Raw genomic sequence first — 17,225 nt, forward strand, 5'->3', positions numbered from 1 at the left:
AGCCGTTTCCTTTAAACAGATGCGGTTAGTTGTCCAGCGGGATCAGCGCCAAAGCGCCCCTGCTGTAATCAGAAAGGTTTTGCCTGAAGCCATCAATCTGCGGATGGGACAACGCCAGACGTAGCGTAATGCGATCCTGATAATGGCTCTGTTCAATGCTGCCGTCAAAACGCTGCAGCAGGCGTTCTATATCGCTCAGCTGCGCATAGTCGCACTGCAGGGTAAAACGTTGCATCGGCACTTTGCGCTGGCGCGCCAGCAGCTTCAGTCCCTGCTGCACGCCGCCACCGTAGGCTTTCACCAGCCCGCCGGTGCCCAGCATGATACCGCCATAATAGCGCACCACCATGGCGGTGATCTCGCCCACGCCGCTGCCCATCAGCTGCGCCAGCATCGGCTTACCGGCCGTGCCGGAGGGTTCGTCATCGTCAGAAAACCCCAGCGGTTGTGAATCATCGGGCGCGCCCGCCACCCAGGCCCAGCAGTGATGCCGCGCGGTCGGGTGTTCGTGCTTTACCTGCTGCACAAAGGCGCGCGCAGCGGCCACCCCATCGGTATGCGCCAGCAGGGTAATAAAGCGGCTCTTTTTGATGGTCTCCTCGCTGAGACTGACGGCCTCAGCGGGAATGTCGTAAGCGTCCATCAGGCCAGATGCAAGTCACGCGTCATGTTTTCGATGCGGCTGGCGTGAATCACCACATTATCCTCGATACGAATGCCCCCGTACGGCTTCAGGGCATCAATCGCCTGCCAGTCAAAGTGCTGACTAAACTTACCGCTTCGCAGCGGTGCCAGCAGTGAATCGATAATATAGAAGCCCGGTTCAATGGTCAGCACCATGCCCGGCTGCAGCACCCGCGTACAGCGCAGATAAGGATACTGCGATGGCGCTGCCAGATGCGTGCCGCTGTCGTCCTGCATAAACCCGGCAACGTCGTGCACCTGCAGGCCCAGCAGATGGCCGAGGCCGTGCGGCATAAAGGGACCGGTGAGGTTTTCCGACACCAGCGTCTCTTCGCTCAGCCCCTGCACCAGTTCAAACTTCAGTAGCAGACGCGCGATACGCTGATGCATTTGCAGATGGTAATCGGTATAGCGCACGTCGGCTTTCAGCGTGGCGATCAGCGCCAGCTCTTCTTTATTCATCGCGGCAACCATTTCCGCGTAGCGCGTTTTGCTCTGGGCCGCGTAGCTGCGCGTCAGGTCTGCCGCATAGCCAAGATACTCTGCGCCGGCATCAATCAGGAAGCTGTGACGTTTAGCCGGCGGCTGATGGTCAAGCCGGGTGTAGTGCAGTACCGCAGCATGTTCATTCAGCGCGATGATATTGCCATACGGTACATCAATGTCACGGTGGCCAGTGGCGGTCAGATAGGCAAGATTGATATCAAACTCACTCATGCCGGAGAAGAACGCCTCTTTCGCTGCGCGATGGCCTGCCACCGCCAGCTTCTGCGCTTCGCGCATACAGGCCAGCTCGTAATCGGTTTTGATGCTGCGATGATAGTGCAGGAAGTCGATGACGCCCTGAGGATTGATCCCCTCGCTGCGGATGCCCAACTGGGTGGCGCGTGCCGGTACCGGCCCGATATAGGCCACATTGTCGCGCTGTGCCGGCAACAGCTGAGCGATATCGTCAGCGTTTTTCAGGCCGATTACCTCGACATCCTGGGTCCAGAAGCTGTCCGGCAGTGGCTCGACGTTGTGCCAGTAATCGACCGGTGAGTAGAACCACAGTTTGGGTTTATTCACGCCATCGATCCACAGCCAGCAATTAGGCACCTGCGTCACTGGCACCCAGGCTTTAAACTGGGGATTCACCTTGAACGGATAGTCATGATCGTCAAGAAATACGGTCAGCAACTCGCCTGAATGAATCAGCATGGCGTCCAGCTTAAAGCGCGCCAGCACCTGTTGCGCACGCTGCTGCAGCGTTGAGATATGCGCGTAATACAGGGTTTTCAGTGAATCCATGGACTTGTCTCCGATGTCGCGAAAGTGGCGGCAGTGTAGCACAGCCGCGCGGGGGATGCCGTGCTGCGCGCGCTGTGATCGCCGTATCAAATAAGCAAACTCTCGTTTGCAAAAAATTAACATGACACCCACACTCCTGATCATCTGGTATGACCAGATCACCTTTCGCGTTTCAGGAGACGGACATGCTCTACCAAGGCGATCCCCTTTCAGTGCACTGGCTTGACGATGGCATCGCCGAGCTGGTTTTTGATGCGCCCGGTTCGGTGAACAAACTTGATACCAAAGCCGTCGCCGCCTTAGGCGAGGCGCTGAGCCTACTGGAGCAGCAAAGCACGCTGCGCGGCCTGCTGCTCTCTTCCGCCAAACCGGCGTTTATTGTCGGCGCGGATATCACAGAATTCCTGTCGCTGTTTGATGCGCCCTCTGAGCAGCTCAGCCAGTGGCTGACATTTGCCAACAGCATCTTTAATCGTCTGGAAGATTTGCCGGTGCCGACGATCTCCGCCATTGACGGCTACGCGCTGGGCGGGGGCTGCGAGTGTGTGCTAGCGACCGACTTCCGCGTTGCCACGGCCACCGCGCGCATTGGCCTGCCTGAAACCAAACTCGGCATTATGCCGGGCTTCGGCGGCAGCGTGCGTCTGCCGCGCCTGCTCGGTGCCGACAGCGCGCTGGAGATCATCGCCGCCGGTAAAGATATTGATGGTCTGAGCGCGCTGAAGCTCGGTCTGGTGGATGCGGTGGTCAGCAGCGAGAAGCTGCGCAGCGCGGCGCTGACCATGCTGCAGGACGCCATAGCCCAGGGCAGCTGGCAGGCGCGTCGAGCGCCGAAGCTGGCACCGCTTAAGCTCAGTCCGATTGAAGCCGCGATGAGTTTTACCCTCGCCAAAAGCATGGTGCAGCAAACCGCTGGTAAACACTATACGGCCCCGATCGCCGCGGTGCGAACCATCGAAGCGGCAGCGGGCTTAAGCCGTGATGACGCACTGAAGCTGGAAACCGCTGCCTTTGTGCCGCTGGCGCAGAGCGATGTGGCACGCGCGCTGGTCGGCATCTTCCTCAATGACCAGTACGTGAAAGGCCTAGCGAAGAAACACAGCAGCGCGGCCGGCACGCCAGAGCAGGCGGCGGTACTGGGCGCAGGCATCATGGGCGGCGGGATCGCCTGGCAGTCGGCCTAGAAAGGCGTGCCGGTGAAGATGAAAGATATTAATCCGCAGGCGCTGACGCTGGGCATGAATGAAGCCAGCAAGCTGCTTAATAAGCAGCTGGAGCGCGGCAAAATCGACGGTACCAGGCTGGCGAGCGTGCTGGCGAGCATTCAGCCGACGCTAGATTACAGCGGCTTTGATCGCGCCGATGTGGAGGTCGATGCGCTGCTGGAGGCGGTGTGTGAACCGAAGCGGGTATTCAGCGATGAAGAGATCGCCAACCGCATGATGCTGCCGATGCTCAACGAAGTGGTGCGCTGCCTCGAAGAAAACATCATCGCTTCCCCCGCCGAGGCGGATATGGCGCTGGTGTATGGCTTAGGCTTCCCGCCGTTCCGCGGTGGCGCGTTCCGCTATATGGACACGCTGGGCATCAGCAATGTCGTCGATCAGGCTAAACGCTACCTCGCGCTCGGCCCGCTGTACGCACTGCCTGAGTTGCTGGTTCAGAAAGCCCACCAGCATCAGAGCTGGTATCCCGTCGCTCAACCCATTGACGCAGCGGCGCTGCAAACTGCCTGAGGTAATGAACATGGAAAACGTAGTAATTGTTGATGCCGTGCGCACGCCGATGGGCCGTTCCAAAGGCGGCGCCTTTCGCCAGGTGCGCGCCGAGGATCTCTCCGCCCATCTGATGCGCGAACTCCTCAGCCGCAATCCGGCCGTCGATGCCGCCGCGCTGGATGACATTATCTGGGGCTGCGTGCAGCAGACGCTGGAACAGGGCTTTAATATCGCACGCAACGCCGCGCTGCTGGCGGAGATCCCGCATCGCGTGCCGGCCAGCACTGTCAATCGCCTGTGCGGCTCGTCCATGCAGGCGCTGCACGATGCGGCGCGCGCGATTATGGTCGGCGATGCCCACAGCTGTCTGATTGGCGGCGTGGAACATATGGGCCACGTACCGATGAACCACGGCGTGGATTTTCACCCTGGCCTGGGGCGCACCGTGGCGAAAGCGGCTGGCATGATGGGGCTGACCGCCGAGATGCTGGCGCGTATGCACCACATCAGCCGTGAACAGCAGGATGCCTTCGCGCTGCGTTCACACCAGCGCGCTGCGGCCGCCACTCAGCGCAGTGATTTCAAACGCGAAATCGTGCCGACGTACGGCCACGATGCCGATGGCGTGCTGAAACGCTATGACAGCGATGAAGTGATTCGCGAAGACACCAGCCTTGAAGGCTTAGCCGCGCTGCGTCCGGCGTTCGATCCGGTCAACGGCACGGTCACCGCCGGGAGTTCGTCGGCGCTGTCCGACGGCGCGGCCGCCATGCTGATCATGAGCGAAAGCCGCGCGCGCGAACTGGGGCTGTCGCCGCGCGCACGTATCCGCAGCATGGCGGTGGTCGGCTGCGATCCTTCGATCATGGGTTACGGCCCGGTACCCGCCAGTAAGCTGGCGCTGAAGCGCGCCGGGCTGAGCGTGCAGGATATCGATCTGTTCGAACTCAACGAAGCCTTCGCCGCACAGACGCTGCCGTGCCTAAAAGATTTGGGGCTGCTGGAGCAGCTGGATGAGAAAGTGAACCTCAACGGCGGCGCAATCGCGCTCGGGCATCCGCTGGGATGTTCCGGCGCTCGCATCAGCACGACCTTGCTGAATCTGATGGAGCGTCGCGATGCACAGTTTGGTCTGGCAACCATGTGCATTGGCTTAGGCCAAGGCATCGCGACGGTATTCGAACGGGTTTAATACGTTAACCACTACACTTGCACGTGTTCCCGCCCAACCGGGCGGGCTTTTTCCGGCGGCACATGCATGCGCACCGTGTCACACATCAGATAAAGGCAAACGCATCGCCATACATCTGCGCTTCTGACGCACCACGTTCGGCACAGAAGCGTTCGCAGGCAATTTTTGCCATCTCAAACCGGCCAGCAATGTAGATATCGTGTCCACTCAGGCTGGCATAGTCCTGCATCACCGCGGTCAGCACCGTGCCGCTGCGCCCCTGCCAGTCCTCCGCCGGCTGCTCCACCACCGGAATCACTTTCAGGTTCGGATGCTTCACCGTCAGCGCATTGAGCTCATCCAGATCGTACAGATGTTTCAGCTCACGGCCACCCCAGTAGATAGCGATGTCGCGATCCGGCTGCTGCGCCAGCGCGGTCAGCAGAATCGAACGCGCATAGGAGAAGCCGGTGCCGCCGGCAATCAGCACAATCGGCCGCGCGCTGTCTTCACGCAGCCAAGCGTCGCCGTGCGGCATATCCACGGTGATCTGCCGATCGTTTTTGATGCGATCCATCACCGCCATGGCGTACAGGTTCAGCTCTGAGGCACCAATGTGCAGCTCAATGATGTCCTTTTCCATTGGCGTCGATGCCAGCGAGAACGGGCGCTTGTCGCGCTCATCCATCACCACCATCAGATACTGGCCGGCGCGGAAGCTAAAATCCGCCGCCGGAATTAACCGCACGCGGTAAACCGTGTCCGTAATTGCTTCAACCGAAGTCACTTTGCAGCTTAACGTCGTCATAGGTGCCCTTTTTTATGGTTCTCAGCCGCCATCAGCGCTGCGGCGGCTCGGCAAAGATCGCTAACTCATCCCAGATTGCATCAATACGCGCCGTAACCGCAGGATCTTTCACAATCGGCGTCCCCCATTCACGCTGGGTTTCACCCGGCCACTTGTTGGTGGCATCCAGTCCCATCTTCGAGCCAAGTCCGGAAACCGGCGAAGCGAAGTCGAGATAGTCAATCGGCGTGTTTTCTACCAGTACCGTATCGCGCGCCGGATCCATACGCGTGGTGATGGCCCAAATCACGTCGTTCCAGTCACGTGCGTTGACGTCATCGTCACACACAATCACAAACTTGGTGTACATAAACTGGCGCAGGAACGACCACACGCCGAACATCACGCGCTTGGCATGACCGGCATACTGTTTTTTAATCGTCACCACCGCGAGGCGATAAGAGCAGCCTTCCGGCGGCAGATAGAAATCCACAATCTCCGGGAACTGTTTGATCAGAATCGGCAGCAGCACTTCGTTCAGCGCCACGCCCAGTACCGCTGGCTCATCCGGCGGACGGCCGGTGTAGGTGGAGTGGTAAATCGGGTTGCGCCGCTGGGTCACGTGCGTCACGGTAAACACCGGGAAGCTGTCTACTTCATTGTAGTAGCCGGTGTGATCGCCGTAAGGCCCTTCCGGCGCCATGTCGCCCGGTTCGATGTAGCCTTCCAGCACGATTTCGGCGCTGGCCGGCACTTCCAGATCGTTCGAGACGCACTTCACCACCTCGGTTTTGTTGCCGCGCAGCAGACCGGCAAACGCATATTCCGATAGCGTATCCGGCACCGGCGTGACCGCGCCAAGAATGGTGGCCGGATCGGCGCCCAGCGCCACCGCCACCGGGAAGCGTTCACCCGGATGCGCTTTGCACCACTCCTGGAAATCCAGCGCGCCACCGCGATGCGACAGCCAGCGCATGATCACCCGATTTTTACCAATCACCTGCTGACGATAAATGCCGAGGTTCTGCCGCTCTTTATGCGGTCCGCGCGAGACGGTTAATCCCCAGGTAATCAGCAGCGCAGCATCACCCGGCCAGCATTTCATTACCGGGATGCGCGCCAGGTCGACCTCGTCACCGCTGAAAATCTCTTCCTGACACGGCGCATTACGCAGCCGTTTGGTTGGCATGTTCAGCACCTGTTTGAACTGCGGCATCTTATCGAACAGATCGCGGAACCCTTTCGGCGGCTCCGGCTCTTTCAGAAACGCCAGCAGCTTACCCACTTCGCGCAGCGCGCTGACCTCTTCCTGGCCCATGCCCATTGCCACGCGCTTCGGCGTGCCAAACAGGTTGCACAGCACCGGCATGCTGTAGCCCTTCGGGTTTTCGAACAGCAGCGCCGGGCCACCGGCCCGCAGCGTGCGGTCGGCGATTTCGGTCATCTCAAGGACAGTATCGATCTCCTGAGTGATGCGCTTTAACTCGCCGCGCTGTTCCAGCAGCGCGAGAAAGTCTCGTAAATCCTGATATTTCATGCGGCGTTAGTCTTCCGGCCAGAGTGAAGCGTCATTATAAGTTTGTTCACGCCAGCGTGTTTGAGTTTCTGCGTCAAGCGGGCTGACAGGAAAACGGCACCAGCGACTGCAGTGCCAGCACATCGTGATAAGCGGCAATCGCTTCACCGTGACGGAACACTTTGAAATCTTCACCGCGCGCGCTGTAGTAGCGCAGACGGTTCCCACTGACGTGCAGGAAGCTGGCTTCACGCAGCGCAATCACCGACTCATGCGGATTCACCGCGCAGAATTCGGCCAGACGCTCATCACGGGTTTCGCCCATGTGGCCGCTGACGTGCGCATCAAGATAGTGAGGATTGATTTGCACCGGGAACAGCCCCAGCGCAGGCAGCACCACGCTGCTGCGCACCGGCATATCATTGGTGGTGCGAATCGACGGCGTCGCCACGTTGCAGCCACTGCTCGTGCAGCATCTGGTCCAGCAGCCAGGTATTGCCGCCGCTCACCAGAATCAGCTCCGCCTGCTCAATGGCCGCAACCGGTGTCTCGAACTCGTGTACCGTGCGCACCGGAATACCCAGTGACTGAGACAACGCCTGCGCACGCTGGGCGTGATCGTCACGAATAATGGCATAGGGCACCAGCACCGCCGAGGTGATGCCGCGCTGGGCAATCATCGCGTGCAGCTGCGGATGCGCATAGCTCAGCAGCGGCGCATCGTCGGCCACTTTGCCATTGCTCAGTAAAAACAGTTCCATCAGCCCGTCCTTTTTCTTCGTCTAATGGGTTGGCAGTCTGATACAGATGATCGCCAGACGTCAATTTTCTTGCTGAAAAGCGTTAGTTCGCCGCACCAATCGGAAAATTCGTAGACATTTTTCTTGTGTGACCGGGTTTCCGGCCGCCGATGCGCTATAACTCTGACAACAGGTTTGTTATTCTTAGCGTCCATTATTTGGGAGCAGTTATGGAATCCTGGTACTTACTCTATTGCAAACGTGGTCAGCTGTTGCGCGCGAAGGAGCATCTTGAGCGGCAGGAGGTGAATTGCCTCAGCCCGATGATCGCTCTGGAGAAGATTGTGCGCGGCAAACGCACCACTGTGAGTGAGCCGTTGTTTCCCAACTATCTGTTTATCGAATTCGATCCGGAAGCGATTCACACCACCACCATCAGCAGCACGCGCGGCGTCAGCCATTTTGTGCGCTTTGGTGCCATGCCCGCGACGGTGCCGTATGAAGTGATCGAAGCGCTGCAAACTGATGCGCCGCAGATCCTGCTGGATCCGGAAACGCCGCAGGTCGGTGATGAAGTGCTGATCACCGACAGCACCTTTGAAGGGCTGCGCGCTATTTTTGCCGAGCCCGATGGTGAAACCCGCTCAATCCTGCGGCTTAACCTGCTGAATAAACAGGTGATGCGCAGCGTGGACAACAAGCAGTTCCGTAAGGTTTAGGCCAGCCTGAATAGCTGACGCGCATTGTGGTCGACGCGTGCCGCCAGTGCGTCTGGCTGTTCACCACGCCAGTGCGCCACCTGCTGAACGATATGCGGCAGAAAGCAGGGTTCGTTACGGCGCGAGGTCGGACGCGGACGCATATCGCGCGGCAGCAGATAGGGCGCGTCGGTCTCCAGCAGCAGACGATCTGCCGGAATCAGCGGCAGCATGTCACGCAGTGCCATTCCGCGCCGTTCATCGCACACCCAGCCGGTAATGCTCACCGATAAGCCCAGCGCCAGGCAGGCTTCCAGTTCGTCACGCGTGCCGGTAAAACAGTGCACCACCGCGCCCACCAGTTTTGGCAGCCACGGCTGCAGCACCGCCAGAAAACGTTCGTGCGCCTCACGACAGTGTAAAAACACCGGCAGCTGCAGTTCCGCCGCCAGCTGGAGCTGCGCATCAAACGCGTACTCCTGCTGCTCGTGCGCGGAAAGATTACGGTTGAAGTCGAGTCCGCATTCACCAATCGCGACCACCTGCTCGCTGTCAGCCAAGCGGCGCAGCGTACTGGCGGTTTCCGCCGACCACTCGCTGGCATGATGCGGGTGCACGCCGGCGGTTGACCAGCAGTAGCCCGCGTGCCGGGTCGCCAGCTGACGCGCCTGCTGGCTCTCCAGGGCATTGGTGCCGGTGATTAACAGGCCGGTGACGCCTGCTTCGCGCGCGCGTTTTACCACCTGATCGCGATCTTTTGCGAATTGCGTGCTGGTCAGGTTTACACCGATATCAAACATGTTTGCTCCCCATTCCGTCTTAAAGCGACGGATAGAAAAACCGCCCGGCAGGCGGGCGGTTAAGATTCATCATCACCCCATCAGCGGGATGCCCTGCATAAAAGACATCAGGCGTCGGGGTTCTGTTCCTCGTCGTCTGCTGCCTGACGTCCTTTACCCACATAGTAGCGGGAGAAGAATACGCCGACTTCAAACAGGCAGTACATCGGAATAGCGAGCAAAGTTTGCGAGAAAACGTCCGGCGGTGTGAGCAACATCCCAACCACAAACGCGCCGACCAGAATATACGGCCGCTTCTTTTTCAGATCGTCCGGGCTGGTAATGCCGGTCCAGCACAGCAGCACGATGGCAATCGGCACCTCAAACGCCACGCCAAACGCCATGAACAGCGTCATGACAAAGTCGAGGTAGTTGGTGATGTCCGTGGCGATGGTGACGCCCTGCGGCGCGGTTTTGGCGAAGAAGCCAAATGCCAGCGGGAACACAATGAAGTAGACAAAGGCCACGCCGACATAAAACAGCAGCGTACTGGAGAGCAGCAGCGGCATCACCAGGCGGCGCTCATGGCGATACAGCGCGGGGGCGACAAACGCCCAGACCTGATAAAGAATCACCGGCACCGCAAGAAACACCGACACAATGATGGTCAGTTTGATCGGCGTAAAGAACGGTGAGGCCACGTCCGTGGCGATCATGCTGGCGCCGGCGGGCATCTGGCTAATCAGCGGCACTGCCACCGCGTGATAGATGTCGTTGGCGAAGTAAACCAGACACAGGAAGATAACAAACACCGCGATGATGCAGTTCAGCAGACGCTTGCGCAGCTCAATCAGGTGGCTGATGAGCGGTTGGGTATCTTCAACGGCCATGTTTATCGTTCATCTTTTACGGGAGGAGTGGTCGCAGGCGCGACGGAATCGGTGTGGCGGGTAACTGGCGCAGGCTGCGGCTGCGGGGCCTGCGCCGGGGCGCTGGCCTGATGCACCGCGCTGGCCGGCGTCACGACGCTGTGCGGCTCAGCGGGCTGCGGTGCGGCAGCGGGCGGCTGATGAATGGTGTTGGCTTCATCTTCCGCTTTTTCGATATCGATGCTCTGCTGCACCGAGCGCTTCATGGAGTCCGCGGTTTTACGCAGCTCTTCCATGGATTGCTTCAGCTCCGGCGACAGCGTGCCGCGTCCTGCCTCTTCGACCTTTTTCAGGCTGTCCTGCAGCTCCTGCAGTTTCAGCTCCTGAGCAAGTTCGTTCTGCACATTAACAGCCAGCGAGCGAATGGCCCGGATCCAGCCAACAACGGTTTTCACCGCAACCGGTAAGCGCTGCGGGCCCAGTACAATCAGCCCGATCACGAAAACCAATACCAGTTCACTAAAACCAATATCGAACACAGTTTTACCTTACTTGTCCCGGGCGTCGTCTTTGCTCGCCGGGGTGTGCTGTTTGTCTGCCAGTTTGGCGTTGAAGTCAGCGTCCTGCTCTTTCGGTTGATCCTTTTTCTCGTCTTCATCGCTCATAGCTTTTTTGAAGCCGCGAATGGAAGAGCCTAAATCCGAACCTAGGTTACGAAGCTTATTGGTACCGAACAGAAGTACAACAATGACGGCAATGATTAACAATTGCCAAATACTGATACCGCCCATGAGATATGCCTCTAATATTCTGTGAAAAACGGTTAACTGTAACGCACAGAAATTCCGTTTTTACCCGGACTTAAGCCTGCGACATTACGCGATTTGCACCAGGCAGACAATCAGTTTGTCTTGCGCCAGCCGATGAGCCAGGTGACGATGCCGGCGGCCATTAACAGCGCCGGGAAGAAGTCCCAGTCAGGCCGGCTCAACAGCACGGCGGTGCCACTTAATAACAGTGTAGCCCCGACGCCAAACAGATAGCGTGCCTGATGATGACGGGTGCGCTGCGCGTTCAAATCGGTGACGAGTTTATCGACACTGTGCTGCAATAACTTGTGCTGGCGCATACTGTCGTAAAAAAGCTCCGGCAGCTCCGGCAGTTTCTCCGCCCAGAACGGCGCCTTCTCTTTCACCGCCCGCAGGATGGCAGGAATCCCGATCTGATCCTTAATCCAGTCCTCTAGGAACGGCTTGGCGGTTTTCCACAGATCGAGCTGCGGATAGAGCTGACGGCCGATGCCCTCGATGTACAACAGGGTTTTCTGCAGCAGCACCAGCTGCGGCTGCACTTCCATATTGAAACGGCGCGCGGTGTTGAACAGATTGAGCAGCACGTGACCAAAGGAGATTTCCGCCAGCGGCTTTTCGAAAATCGGCTCGCACACGGTGCGAATCGCGAACTCAAAATCTTCCACGTTGGTATTCGGCGGTACCCAGCCCGAGTCGACGTGCAGCTCGGCCACTTTGCGGTAGTCGCGGTTGAAGAAGGCGATGAAATTTTCCGCCAGGTAGCGTTTATCTTCTTTGTTCAGCGAGCCAACGATGCCGCAGTCAATGCCGATATACTGCGGATCTTCCGGATGTTCGTAGCTGACGAAGATGTTGCCGGGATGCATATCGGCGTGGAAGAAGCTGTCGCGGAACACCTGGGTGAAGAACACCTGCACGCCGCGTTCGGCCAGCAGCTTCATGTTGACACCGTGCTGCTCCAGCGTGGCGACGTCGGAGATGGGAATGCCGTAAATACGCTCCATCACCAGCATGGTTTCGCTGCAGTAGTCGGAGAACACTTTCGGCACGTACAGCATGCGGCTCTGGTCGAAGTTGCGGCGCAGCTGAATCGCATTGGCCGCTTCACGCAGCAGATTGAGTTCATCAATCAGCGTTTTTTCGTAGTCGCGCACCACTTCCATCGGACGCAGACGGCGACCGTCCGGCAGCAGACGTGGCACCCAGCGCGCTAGACGGTAAATCAGCTTCATGTCAGCTTTGATCACCGGCAGGATATCCGGGCGAATCACTTTGATCACCACTTCGCGGCCGTTGGATTTCAGCGTCGCGGTATGCACCTGGGCGATCGAAGCCGATGCCAGCGGTTTGATATCGAAGTCGTCGAACCAGGTTTCCACCGGGCCGCCAATCGAACGCTCAATCTGCGCTTTGGCTTTCACGCCGCCGAACGGCGCAACGCGGTCCTGCAGAATCGCCAGCTCATCGGCAATTTTCGGCGGGAACAGGTCGCGGCGCGTCGAAAGCATCTGACCGAACTTGATCCAAACCGGACCGAGCTGCTCCATGGCCAGACGCAGACGGATGCCCATCTCGGCTTCTTTGTGCCGGTTGGGGATCCAGAAAACACAGCGCCGCCACAGCGGCAGCGTGATGCGCATATGCGGAATCAGTTCATCCAGCCCGTAGGTCAGAAAAACTTTGATAATGAAGTATAAGCGCCGAATTTCTCCCAGCGTCATTTCGCCTCCAGCTGTGCCAAACGCGCCTCAAACGCATTAAGCGCACGTTCCATCGCTTCTACCTCCTCACAAAACCACGCCTGCTCCAGCGCCCCCGGTGCCACGCGCCACTCTTCGGTCAGCACCTGCCCCAGATAATCCTGACGGCGGGTGACCTGCTGTTTAAGCTGGGCCAGCGCACGCTGAGCGGCCTGGCTGATGCCCTGTGCAGCGATGTCGCCCACCCACGGTGCGAGATATTCGGCCGGGTCGAGTTCAGCCAGATCCATCAGCGCGGAGAATTGCTGTACCACCTGCAGATCGCCTTCGATGTCCAGCTCACCGCTGCGAATCAGGCTGGTCAGCTGCTGACGATCGCGCAGCTTAGGCAGCGTGCTGAAACGCAGGCTGACGCTGCAGTCGCTGCGGTCCTGCCAGTCACTCAGCACATACAGCTGGTTTTCACTGAACACCAGCACTAGCGGAAAATCCAGCTCCTGCAGGCGCAGCAGCAGGACTTTGCCGGCCAGACGCTGGCTTGCGGTTTTCAGGCTGCGATCGCGGTACAACACACGGTTCAGGGCGGTCTCAAGACCGCCAGCGATGAGAGGGGTAAAAGTCATGATTAATCAGAACTTAAAGCCACGATGCAGCGCCACAATGCCGCCGGTCATGTTGTTGTAGCTGGTATTTTCAAAGCCAGCGTCGTTCATCATCGCCTTCAGGGTTTCCTGATCCGGATGCATACGAATCGACTCCGCCAGGTAGCGATAGCTCTCCGCGTCTTTTGCCACCAGCTGGCCGATGCGCGGCAGAATGTGGAAAGAGTAAGTGTCGTAGGCTTTGCTTAGCGGATCGAAAACCGGTTTAGAGAACTCCAGCACCAGCAGACGGCCGCCCGGCTTGAGCACGCGGAACATCGACGCCAGCGCCTTCTCTTTTTCGGTCACGTTACGCAGGCCGAAGGAGATGGTGATGCAGTCGAAATAGTTATCCGGGAACGGCAGCGCTTCTGCGTTAGCCTGCACGTAGCTGACGTTGCCGGTTACACCGAGATTGCGCAGCTTTTCGCGTCCCATCTTCAGCATCGAGCTGTTGATGTCCGCCAGGACCACCTGACCGGTTTCACCGACCAGACGCGAGAATTTTGCCGTCAGATCGCCGGTACCGCCGGCCAGATCCAGGACGCGCTGACCGCGGCGCACACCGCTGCTGTCGATGGTAAAACGCTTCCAGACGCGATGGATGCCGAACGACATCAGATCGTTCATCAGGTCATATTTCGCCGCGACGGAGTGAAACACGTCCGCGACTTTGTCGGCCTTTTCACTTTTGGCGACGGTCTGAAAGCCAAAATGGGTAATTTCCTGCTGTGATTCATCTGCCATCGGTTTTACCTGTTCCACAAACAATACTTCCCGAAGTGTATCAGAGTCGGGCGGTCCGAGCACGCCACCGGCGTGTTATTCGTTGATGCGGCGCAGGGAAGCGGCGGAAGAATCTGCCTCATTTTCAGCGGGCTCTCTGTCATCGGCCCATGTATCATCCGCCGCGTCGGGCTGCGGCTGCTCTGCCAGCTGCGGGTTGATGGGGCGTTTGATCTCCACGCCGAGCGCACGAAACGACTCACTCTGGGCGATCAGGTTGCCGCGCCCCTGCGCCAGCTTTTTCATCGCCAGCTGATAACTCTGCTGCGCTTTGTCGAGGCTATGCCCGATGCCGCTCATGTCATCGACAAACAGCCGCATCTTGTCGTACAACCGCGCAGCGCGGTCGGCGATGCGCTGGGCATTACGGCTCTGATGCTCATAGCGCCACAGATTATTGATGGTGCGCAGCGCCACCAGCAGCGTGGTCGGGCTGACCAGCATAATGTTTTGCTGCAGCGCTTCGCTGATCAGCTCCGGCTGTCGGTCGATCGCCAGCAGAAACGCCGGTTCGACCGGAATAAACATCAGCACATAATCCAGCGAGCGTAAACCGGGCAATTGTTGATAATCTTTACGCCCCAGCAGCCGGATATGCCCGCGCACCGCGTTGATGTGCTCCTGAATCGCCTGTTCGCGCGTCAGTTTGTCCTCGGCGTTGAAGTAGCGCTCATAGGCAATCAGCGTCATTTTGGCGTCAATCACTACATCTTTACCCTGCGGCAGACGCACAATCACATCCGGTTGCATACGGCCCTGCTGCTCCAGCTGCACGCTGACCTGGGTCTGGTACTCGTAGCCTTCGCGCAGGCCCGAGGCCTCCAGCACCCGACTGAGCACCACTTCGCCCCAGTTGCCCTGAATTTTATTGTCGCCCTTCAGCGCTTTGGTGAGGTTGATCGCTTCCTGCGCCATCTGTGCGTTGAGCTGCTGCAACTGGCGAATCTCGTGCGCCAGCGTGTAGCGTTCTCGTGCTTCCTGGCCGAAGCTATCATTGACCTGGCGGCGGAAGCCGTCCAGCTGTTCGCGCAGCGGGCCGATCAGGCTGTTGAGGCTCTGCCGGTTCTGCTCGTCGACGCGTTTTCCGCTGTTTTCAAAGATTCGGTTGGCGAGGTTTTCAAACTGCGCACTCAGGCGCTGTTCGCTGTTGGTCAGCAGACGCTGTTTCTCCTCAGCGGCGAAACGCGTCTCTTCTAATCGAATGGTGACTTCACGCAGTTCGGCTTCCTGCACGCTGTTAACTTCCAGCTGATTACGCAGCTCGCGGCTGAGCTGTTCATTCTCGGCCCGCCAGTAATCCAGCTGCTGCAGGCGCTCCTGCGCGCCGCTTAGCGTGCCGTGTAGCTGGCGCAGCTCCTGTTCGCGCTGCTGCAGTTGCTGTTGCAGCTGTTCCAGCTGCTGCTGCTGACGCTGCTGCGCCTGTTCCAGCAGGCGGCGTTCGGTGGTGAAGCTGGCGTGCTGATGGCCGGCGCGCAGCTGAGCGATAATCCAGCCAATGCCTAAACCGGCCAGCGCCAGCGCGCCGCTGATGATAAGTTGCTGATCCATAATCCCCCCGCGGATCGTCTCGCTGAGGAGAAGGTAGAGCGCTACTGTATGAATGTCCAGAATAATCATGGCGGCCCGCGGATTTTCTCACGGGCACTATCGGTGACAGCGCGGCGGGCGCCGTCAGCAAGGCACTACAGGGCGCGCACGGTCAGGTCGCCGGCTTTCCAGGCGTCAATCAGGAAAAACGGCATCGGCAGCACCCATTCGCTGTCGCTTTTCACCTTCGCCGGATAGCACCAGCTGTTGCCGCCGTAGGTCAGCTCAACCTGCTGCTGGCCATTTTCGGCGTTGGCCACTTTGCCGGCCATGCTGGCGAAACCGGCGTTGCTGCCGACGTGGAAGCTGTCGGTCTGCCAGCGAATCGGCGCATGCGCCGGCCACGGCTGCGCGTGGTGGAAGTGAAAGATATCGTCGTGATTGAGGATGCTGTCGCGCACCGTTGGCCACAGCGCCACCTTGAGAAAGTACTGGTCGGTAAAGCGCTCGCTGCCGTCATACTGCGCGATAAAGTCACGCATCTGCTGCTCCACGTTGTGAAACACGCCGTGACAGCCGCCCCACATGCCGGCCAGTAACAGCTCGGTGTGCGAGTAATAATCGCGCATGTGGTGGAACCAGAATGGCGAAGCCAGTCAGGCGTCGACGGCCGCCACTTCGCGATCTGACAGCAGCGAATCCGCATCCCGCACGATGTAGCGTTTTACGCTGGCATCGTCCATCACCAGAAAGCGCCACAGCGTAGGGAAAATGGTTTTCTCCTGCGACATATCCACCAGTTGGGTGTTTAGCTGGGTCAGGCGCTGCCACACGTGCTGCGGCACGCTATCGTCGAGATAGATGCGGCACATCCAGTCCGGATAGAGTTCGCGCGCGACTTCAACGTTTTTAATCAGGGTTTCGCAGTAGCGCGGCTGACCGCCGTACAGGCTGAAGGAAATGATATTTTCTGCCGGATTGCTGCGGTTAATCGGCGCAGGCGCCGGTGCGGGAAATGTCGCTTTCGCGCCCTGACTGAAACGCATGTCGGATTGGGTGAGCGATTCCAGGCCATAACGCGTCACTTCATCTTTCTTATCCAGCCAGCCACACACTTCCGTCAGGCCATCCAGCCAGGTTTCCGACGCCTGCGCGCGCTGCGCCGCCGGTGCCTGATAGATTTTCTGATAAATCTTGTAGGATTTTTTATGTTCGCCGACCCGCATCAGCGTCAGCGCGTAGTCGCTGAGCACCTGCATCTGGTTGGGCATGACGCGCAGTACTTCTTCGCAGCACTGGCGCGCCAGAGGATAATCTGACGCGGCCATTGCCTGATGAAACCGCGCGGCGGCACTCTCAACGCGGGCCTGCATTGCAGCAGGGCGGCTGGTAAAACCCGGACGTGGGACAGAGATCGTTTTGCGCATAGGAAATTTCTCAGAATCGGCTGAAATTGCGCGCATTCTAATCAGGCAATTGCTGAGCTCCCTATAAGCCTAGTCTCGAA

14 protein-coding genes and 3 pseudogenes are annotated in these 17,225 nt (G+C 58.8%); 3 read left to right on the plus strand and 14 right to left on the minus strand.

Annotated features, from left to right (window positions below; all coding sequences use genetic code 11):
- Window positions 1-25 precede the first annotated feature (25 nt).
- Window positions 26-643, minus strand: a complete 618-nt coding sequence (locus AC6I8M_RS19250) for an IMPACT family protein (RefSeq protein WP_010618203.1) — start codon at window positions 641-643, stop codon at window positions 26-28.
- Entirely contained in the window at window positions 643-1,974 is a 1,332-nt protein-coding gene (pepQ, locus tag AC6I8M_RS19255; protein ID WP_010618202.1) for a Xaa-Pro dipeptidase, read from the minus strand. Before pepQ ends, AC6I8M_RS19250 begins: the two co-directional genes overlap by 1 nt.
- A gap of 185 nt (window positions 1,975-2,159) precedes the next feature.
- On the opposite strand from pepQ, the pseudogene AC6I8M_RS19260 reads away from it, so the two are divergent.
- Window positions 2,160-3,710: pseudogene (locus AC6I8M_RS19260) on the plus strand (enoyl-CoA hydratase-related protein).
- A gap of 10 nt (window positions 3,711-3,720) precedes the next feature.
- Entirely contained in the window at window positions 3,721-4,884 is a 1,164-nt protein-coding gene (gene fadA, locus AC6I8M_RS19265; RefSeq protein ID WP_010618201.1) for an acetyl-CoA C-acyltransferase FadA, read from the plus strand.
- An 85-nt stretch (window positions 4,885-4,969) separates the two neighbouring features.
- Here the strand turns inward: fadA and fre are convergent, their stop codons facing one another.
- The 3 genes and pseudogenes from fre to AC6I8M_RS19280 form a co-directional block, all read right to left on the minus strand.
- Complete coding sequence (gene fre, locus AC6I8M_RS19270) at window positions 4,970-5,671, minus strand: NAD(P)H-flavin reductase (RefSeq protein WP_010618200.1); 702 nt, start codon at window positions 5,669-5,671, stop codon at window positions 4,970-4,972.
- A gap of 31 nt (window positions 5,672-5,702) precedes the next feature.
- A complete protein-coding gene (ubiD, locus tag AC6I8M_RS19275; protein ID WP_010618199.1) occupies window positions 5,703-7,187 on the minus strand; it encodes a 4-hydroxy-3-polyprenylbenzoate decarboxylase in 1,485 nt (494 codons plus the stop codon).
- Between the two features lie 73 nt (window positions 7,188-7,260).
- Window positions 7,261-7,927, minus strand: a pseudogene (locus tag AC6I8M_RS19280) (Type 1 glutamine amidotransferase-like domain-containing protein).
- A 209-nt stretch (window positions 7,928-8,136) separates the two neighbouring features.
- On the opposite strand from AC6I8M_RS19280, the gene rfaH reads away from it, so the two are divergent.
- A complete protein-coding gene (rfaH, locus tag AC6I8M_RS19285; RefSeq protein ID WP_010618198.1) occupies window positions 8,137-8,625 on the plus strand; it encodes a transcription/translation regulatory transformer protein RfaH in 489 nt (162 codons plus the stop codon).
- On the opposite strand, the gene tatD is transcribed toward rfaH, so the two are convergent.
- From tatD to AC6I8M_RS19330, 9 genes and pseudogenes are all read right to left on the minus strand, one after another.
- Window positions 8,622-9,404 (minus strand): 3'-5' ssDNA/RNA exonuclease TatD, encoded by a 783-nt coding sequence (gene tatD / locus AC6I8M_RS19290; protein WP_010618197.1) that lies wholly within the window; start codon window positions 9,402-9,404, stop codon window positions 8,622-8,624. The genes rfaH and tatD overlap by 4 nt on opposite strands.
- A gap of 107 nt (window positions 9,405-9,511) precedes the next feature.
- On the minus strand, window positions 9,512-10,273 hold the full coding sequence (gene tatC / locus AC6I8M_RS19295; RefSeq protein ID WP_010618196.1) for a Sec-independent protein translocase subunit TatC: 762 nt from the start codon (window positions 10,271-10,273) through the stop codon (window positions 9,512-9,514).
- A 2-nt stretch (window positions 10,274-10,275) separates the two neighbouring features.
- Window positions 10,276-10,791, minus strand: coding sequence for a Sec-independent protein translocase protein TatB (tatB, locus tag AC6I8M_RS19300; RefSeq protein ID WP_010618195.1), 516 nt, complete (start codon window positions 10,789-10,791; stop codon window positions 10,276-10,278).
- A gap of 9 nt (window positions 10,792-10,800) precedes the next feature.
- Window positions 10,801-11,043 (minus strand): Sec-independent protein translocase subunit TatA, encoded by a 243-nt coding sequence (gene tatA / locus AC6I8M_RS19305; protein WP_010618194.1) that lies wholly within the window; start codon window positions 11,041-11,043, stop codon window positions 10,801-10,803.
- Between the two features lie 110 nt (window positions 11,044-11,153).
- The gene (gene ubiB, locus AC6I8M_RS19310) at window positions 11,154-12,785 is read right to left on the minus strand and encodes a ubiquinone biosynthesis regulatory protein kinase UbiB (protein WP_010618193.1); all 1,632 of its coding nucleotides are present in this window, start codon (window positions 12,783-12,785) and stop codon (window positions 11,154-11,156) included.
- Window positions 12,782-13,387 carry a ubiquinone biosynthesis protein UbiJ gene (ubiJ, locus tag AC6I8M_RS19315; RefSeq protein WP_022548001.1) on the minus strand — a complete coding sequence of 202 codons (606 nt, stop codon included), beginning with the start codon at window positions 13,385-13,387 and terminating at the stop codon, window positions 12,782-12,784. Before ubiJ ends, ubiB begins: the two co-directional genes overlap by 4 nt.
- A gap of 6 nt (window positions 13,388-13,393) precedes the next feature.
- Window positions 13,394-14,152, minus strand: coding sequence for a bifunctional demethylmenaquinone methyltransferase/2-methoxy-6-polyprenyl-1,4-benzoquinol methylase UbiE (ubiE, locus tag AC6I8M_RS19320; RefSeq protein WP_010618191.1), 759 nt, complete (start codon window positions 14,150-14,152; stop codon window positions 13,394-13,396).
- 75 nt (window positions 14,153-14,227) lie between these two features.
- A complete protein-coding gene (gene rmuC, locus AC6I8M_RS19325) occupies window positions 14,228-15,739 on the minus strand; it encodes a DNA recombination protein RmuC (RefSeq protein ID WP_010618190.1) in 1,512 nt (503 codons plus the stop codon).
- A gap of 134 nt (window positions 15,740-15,873) precedes the next feature.
- Window positions 15,874-17,145, minus strand: a pseudogene (locus AC6I8M_RS19330) (tetratricopeptide repeat protein).
- Window positions 17,146-17,225 lie beyond the last annotated feature (80 nt).

The organism is Type-A symbiont of Plautia stali, assembly GCF_059731155.1.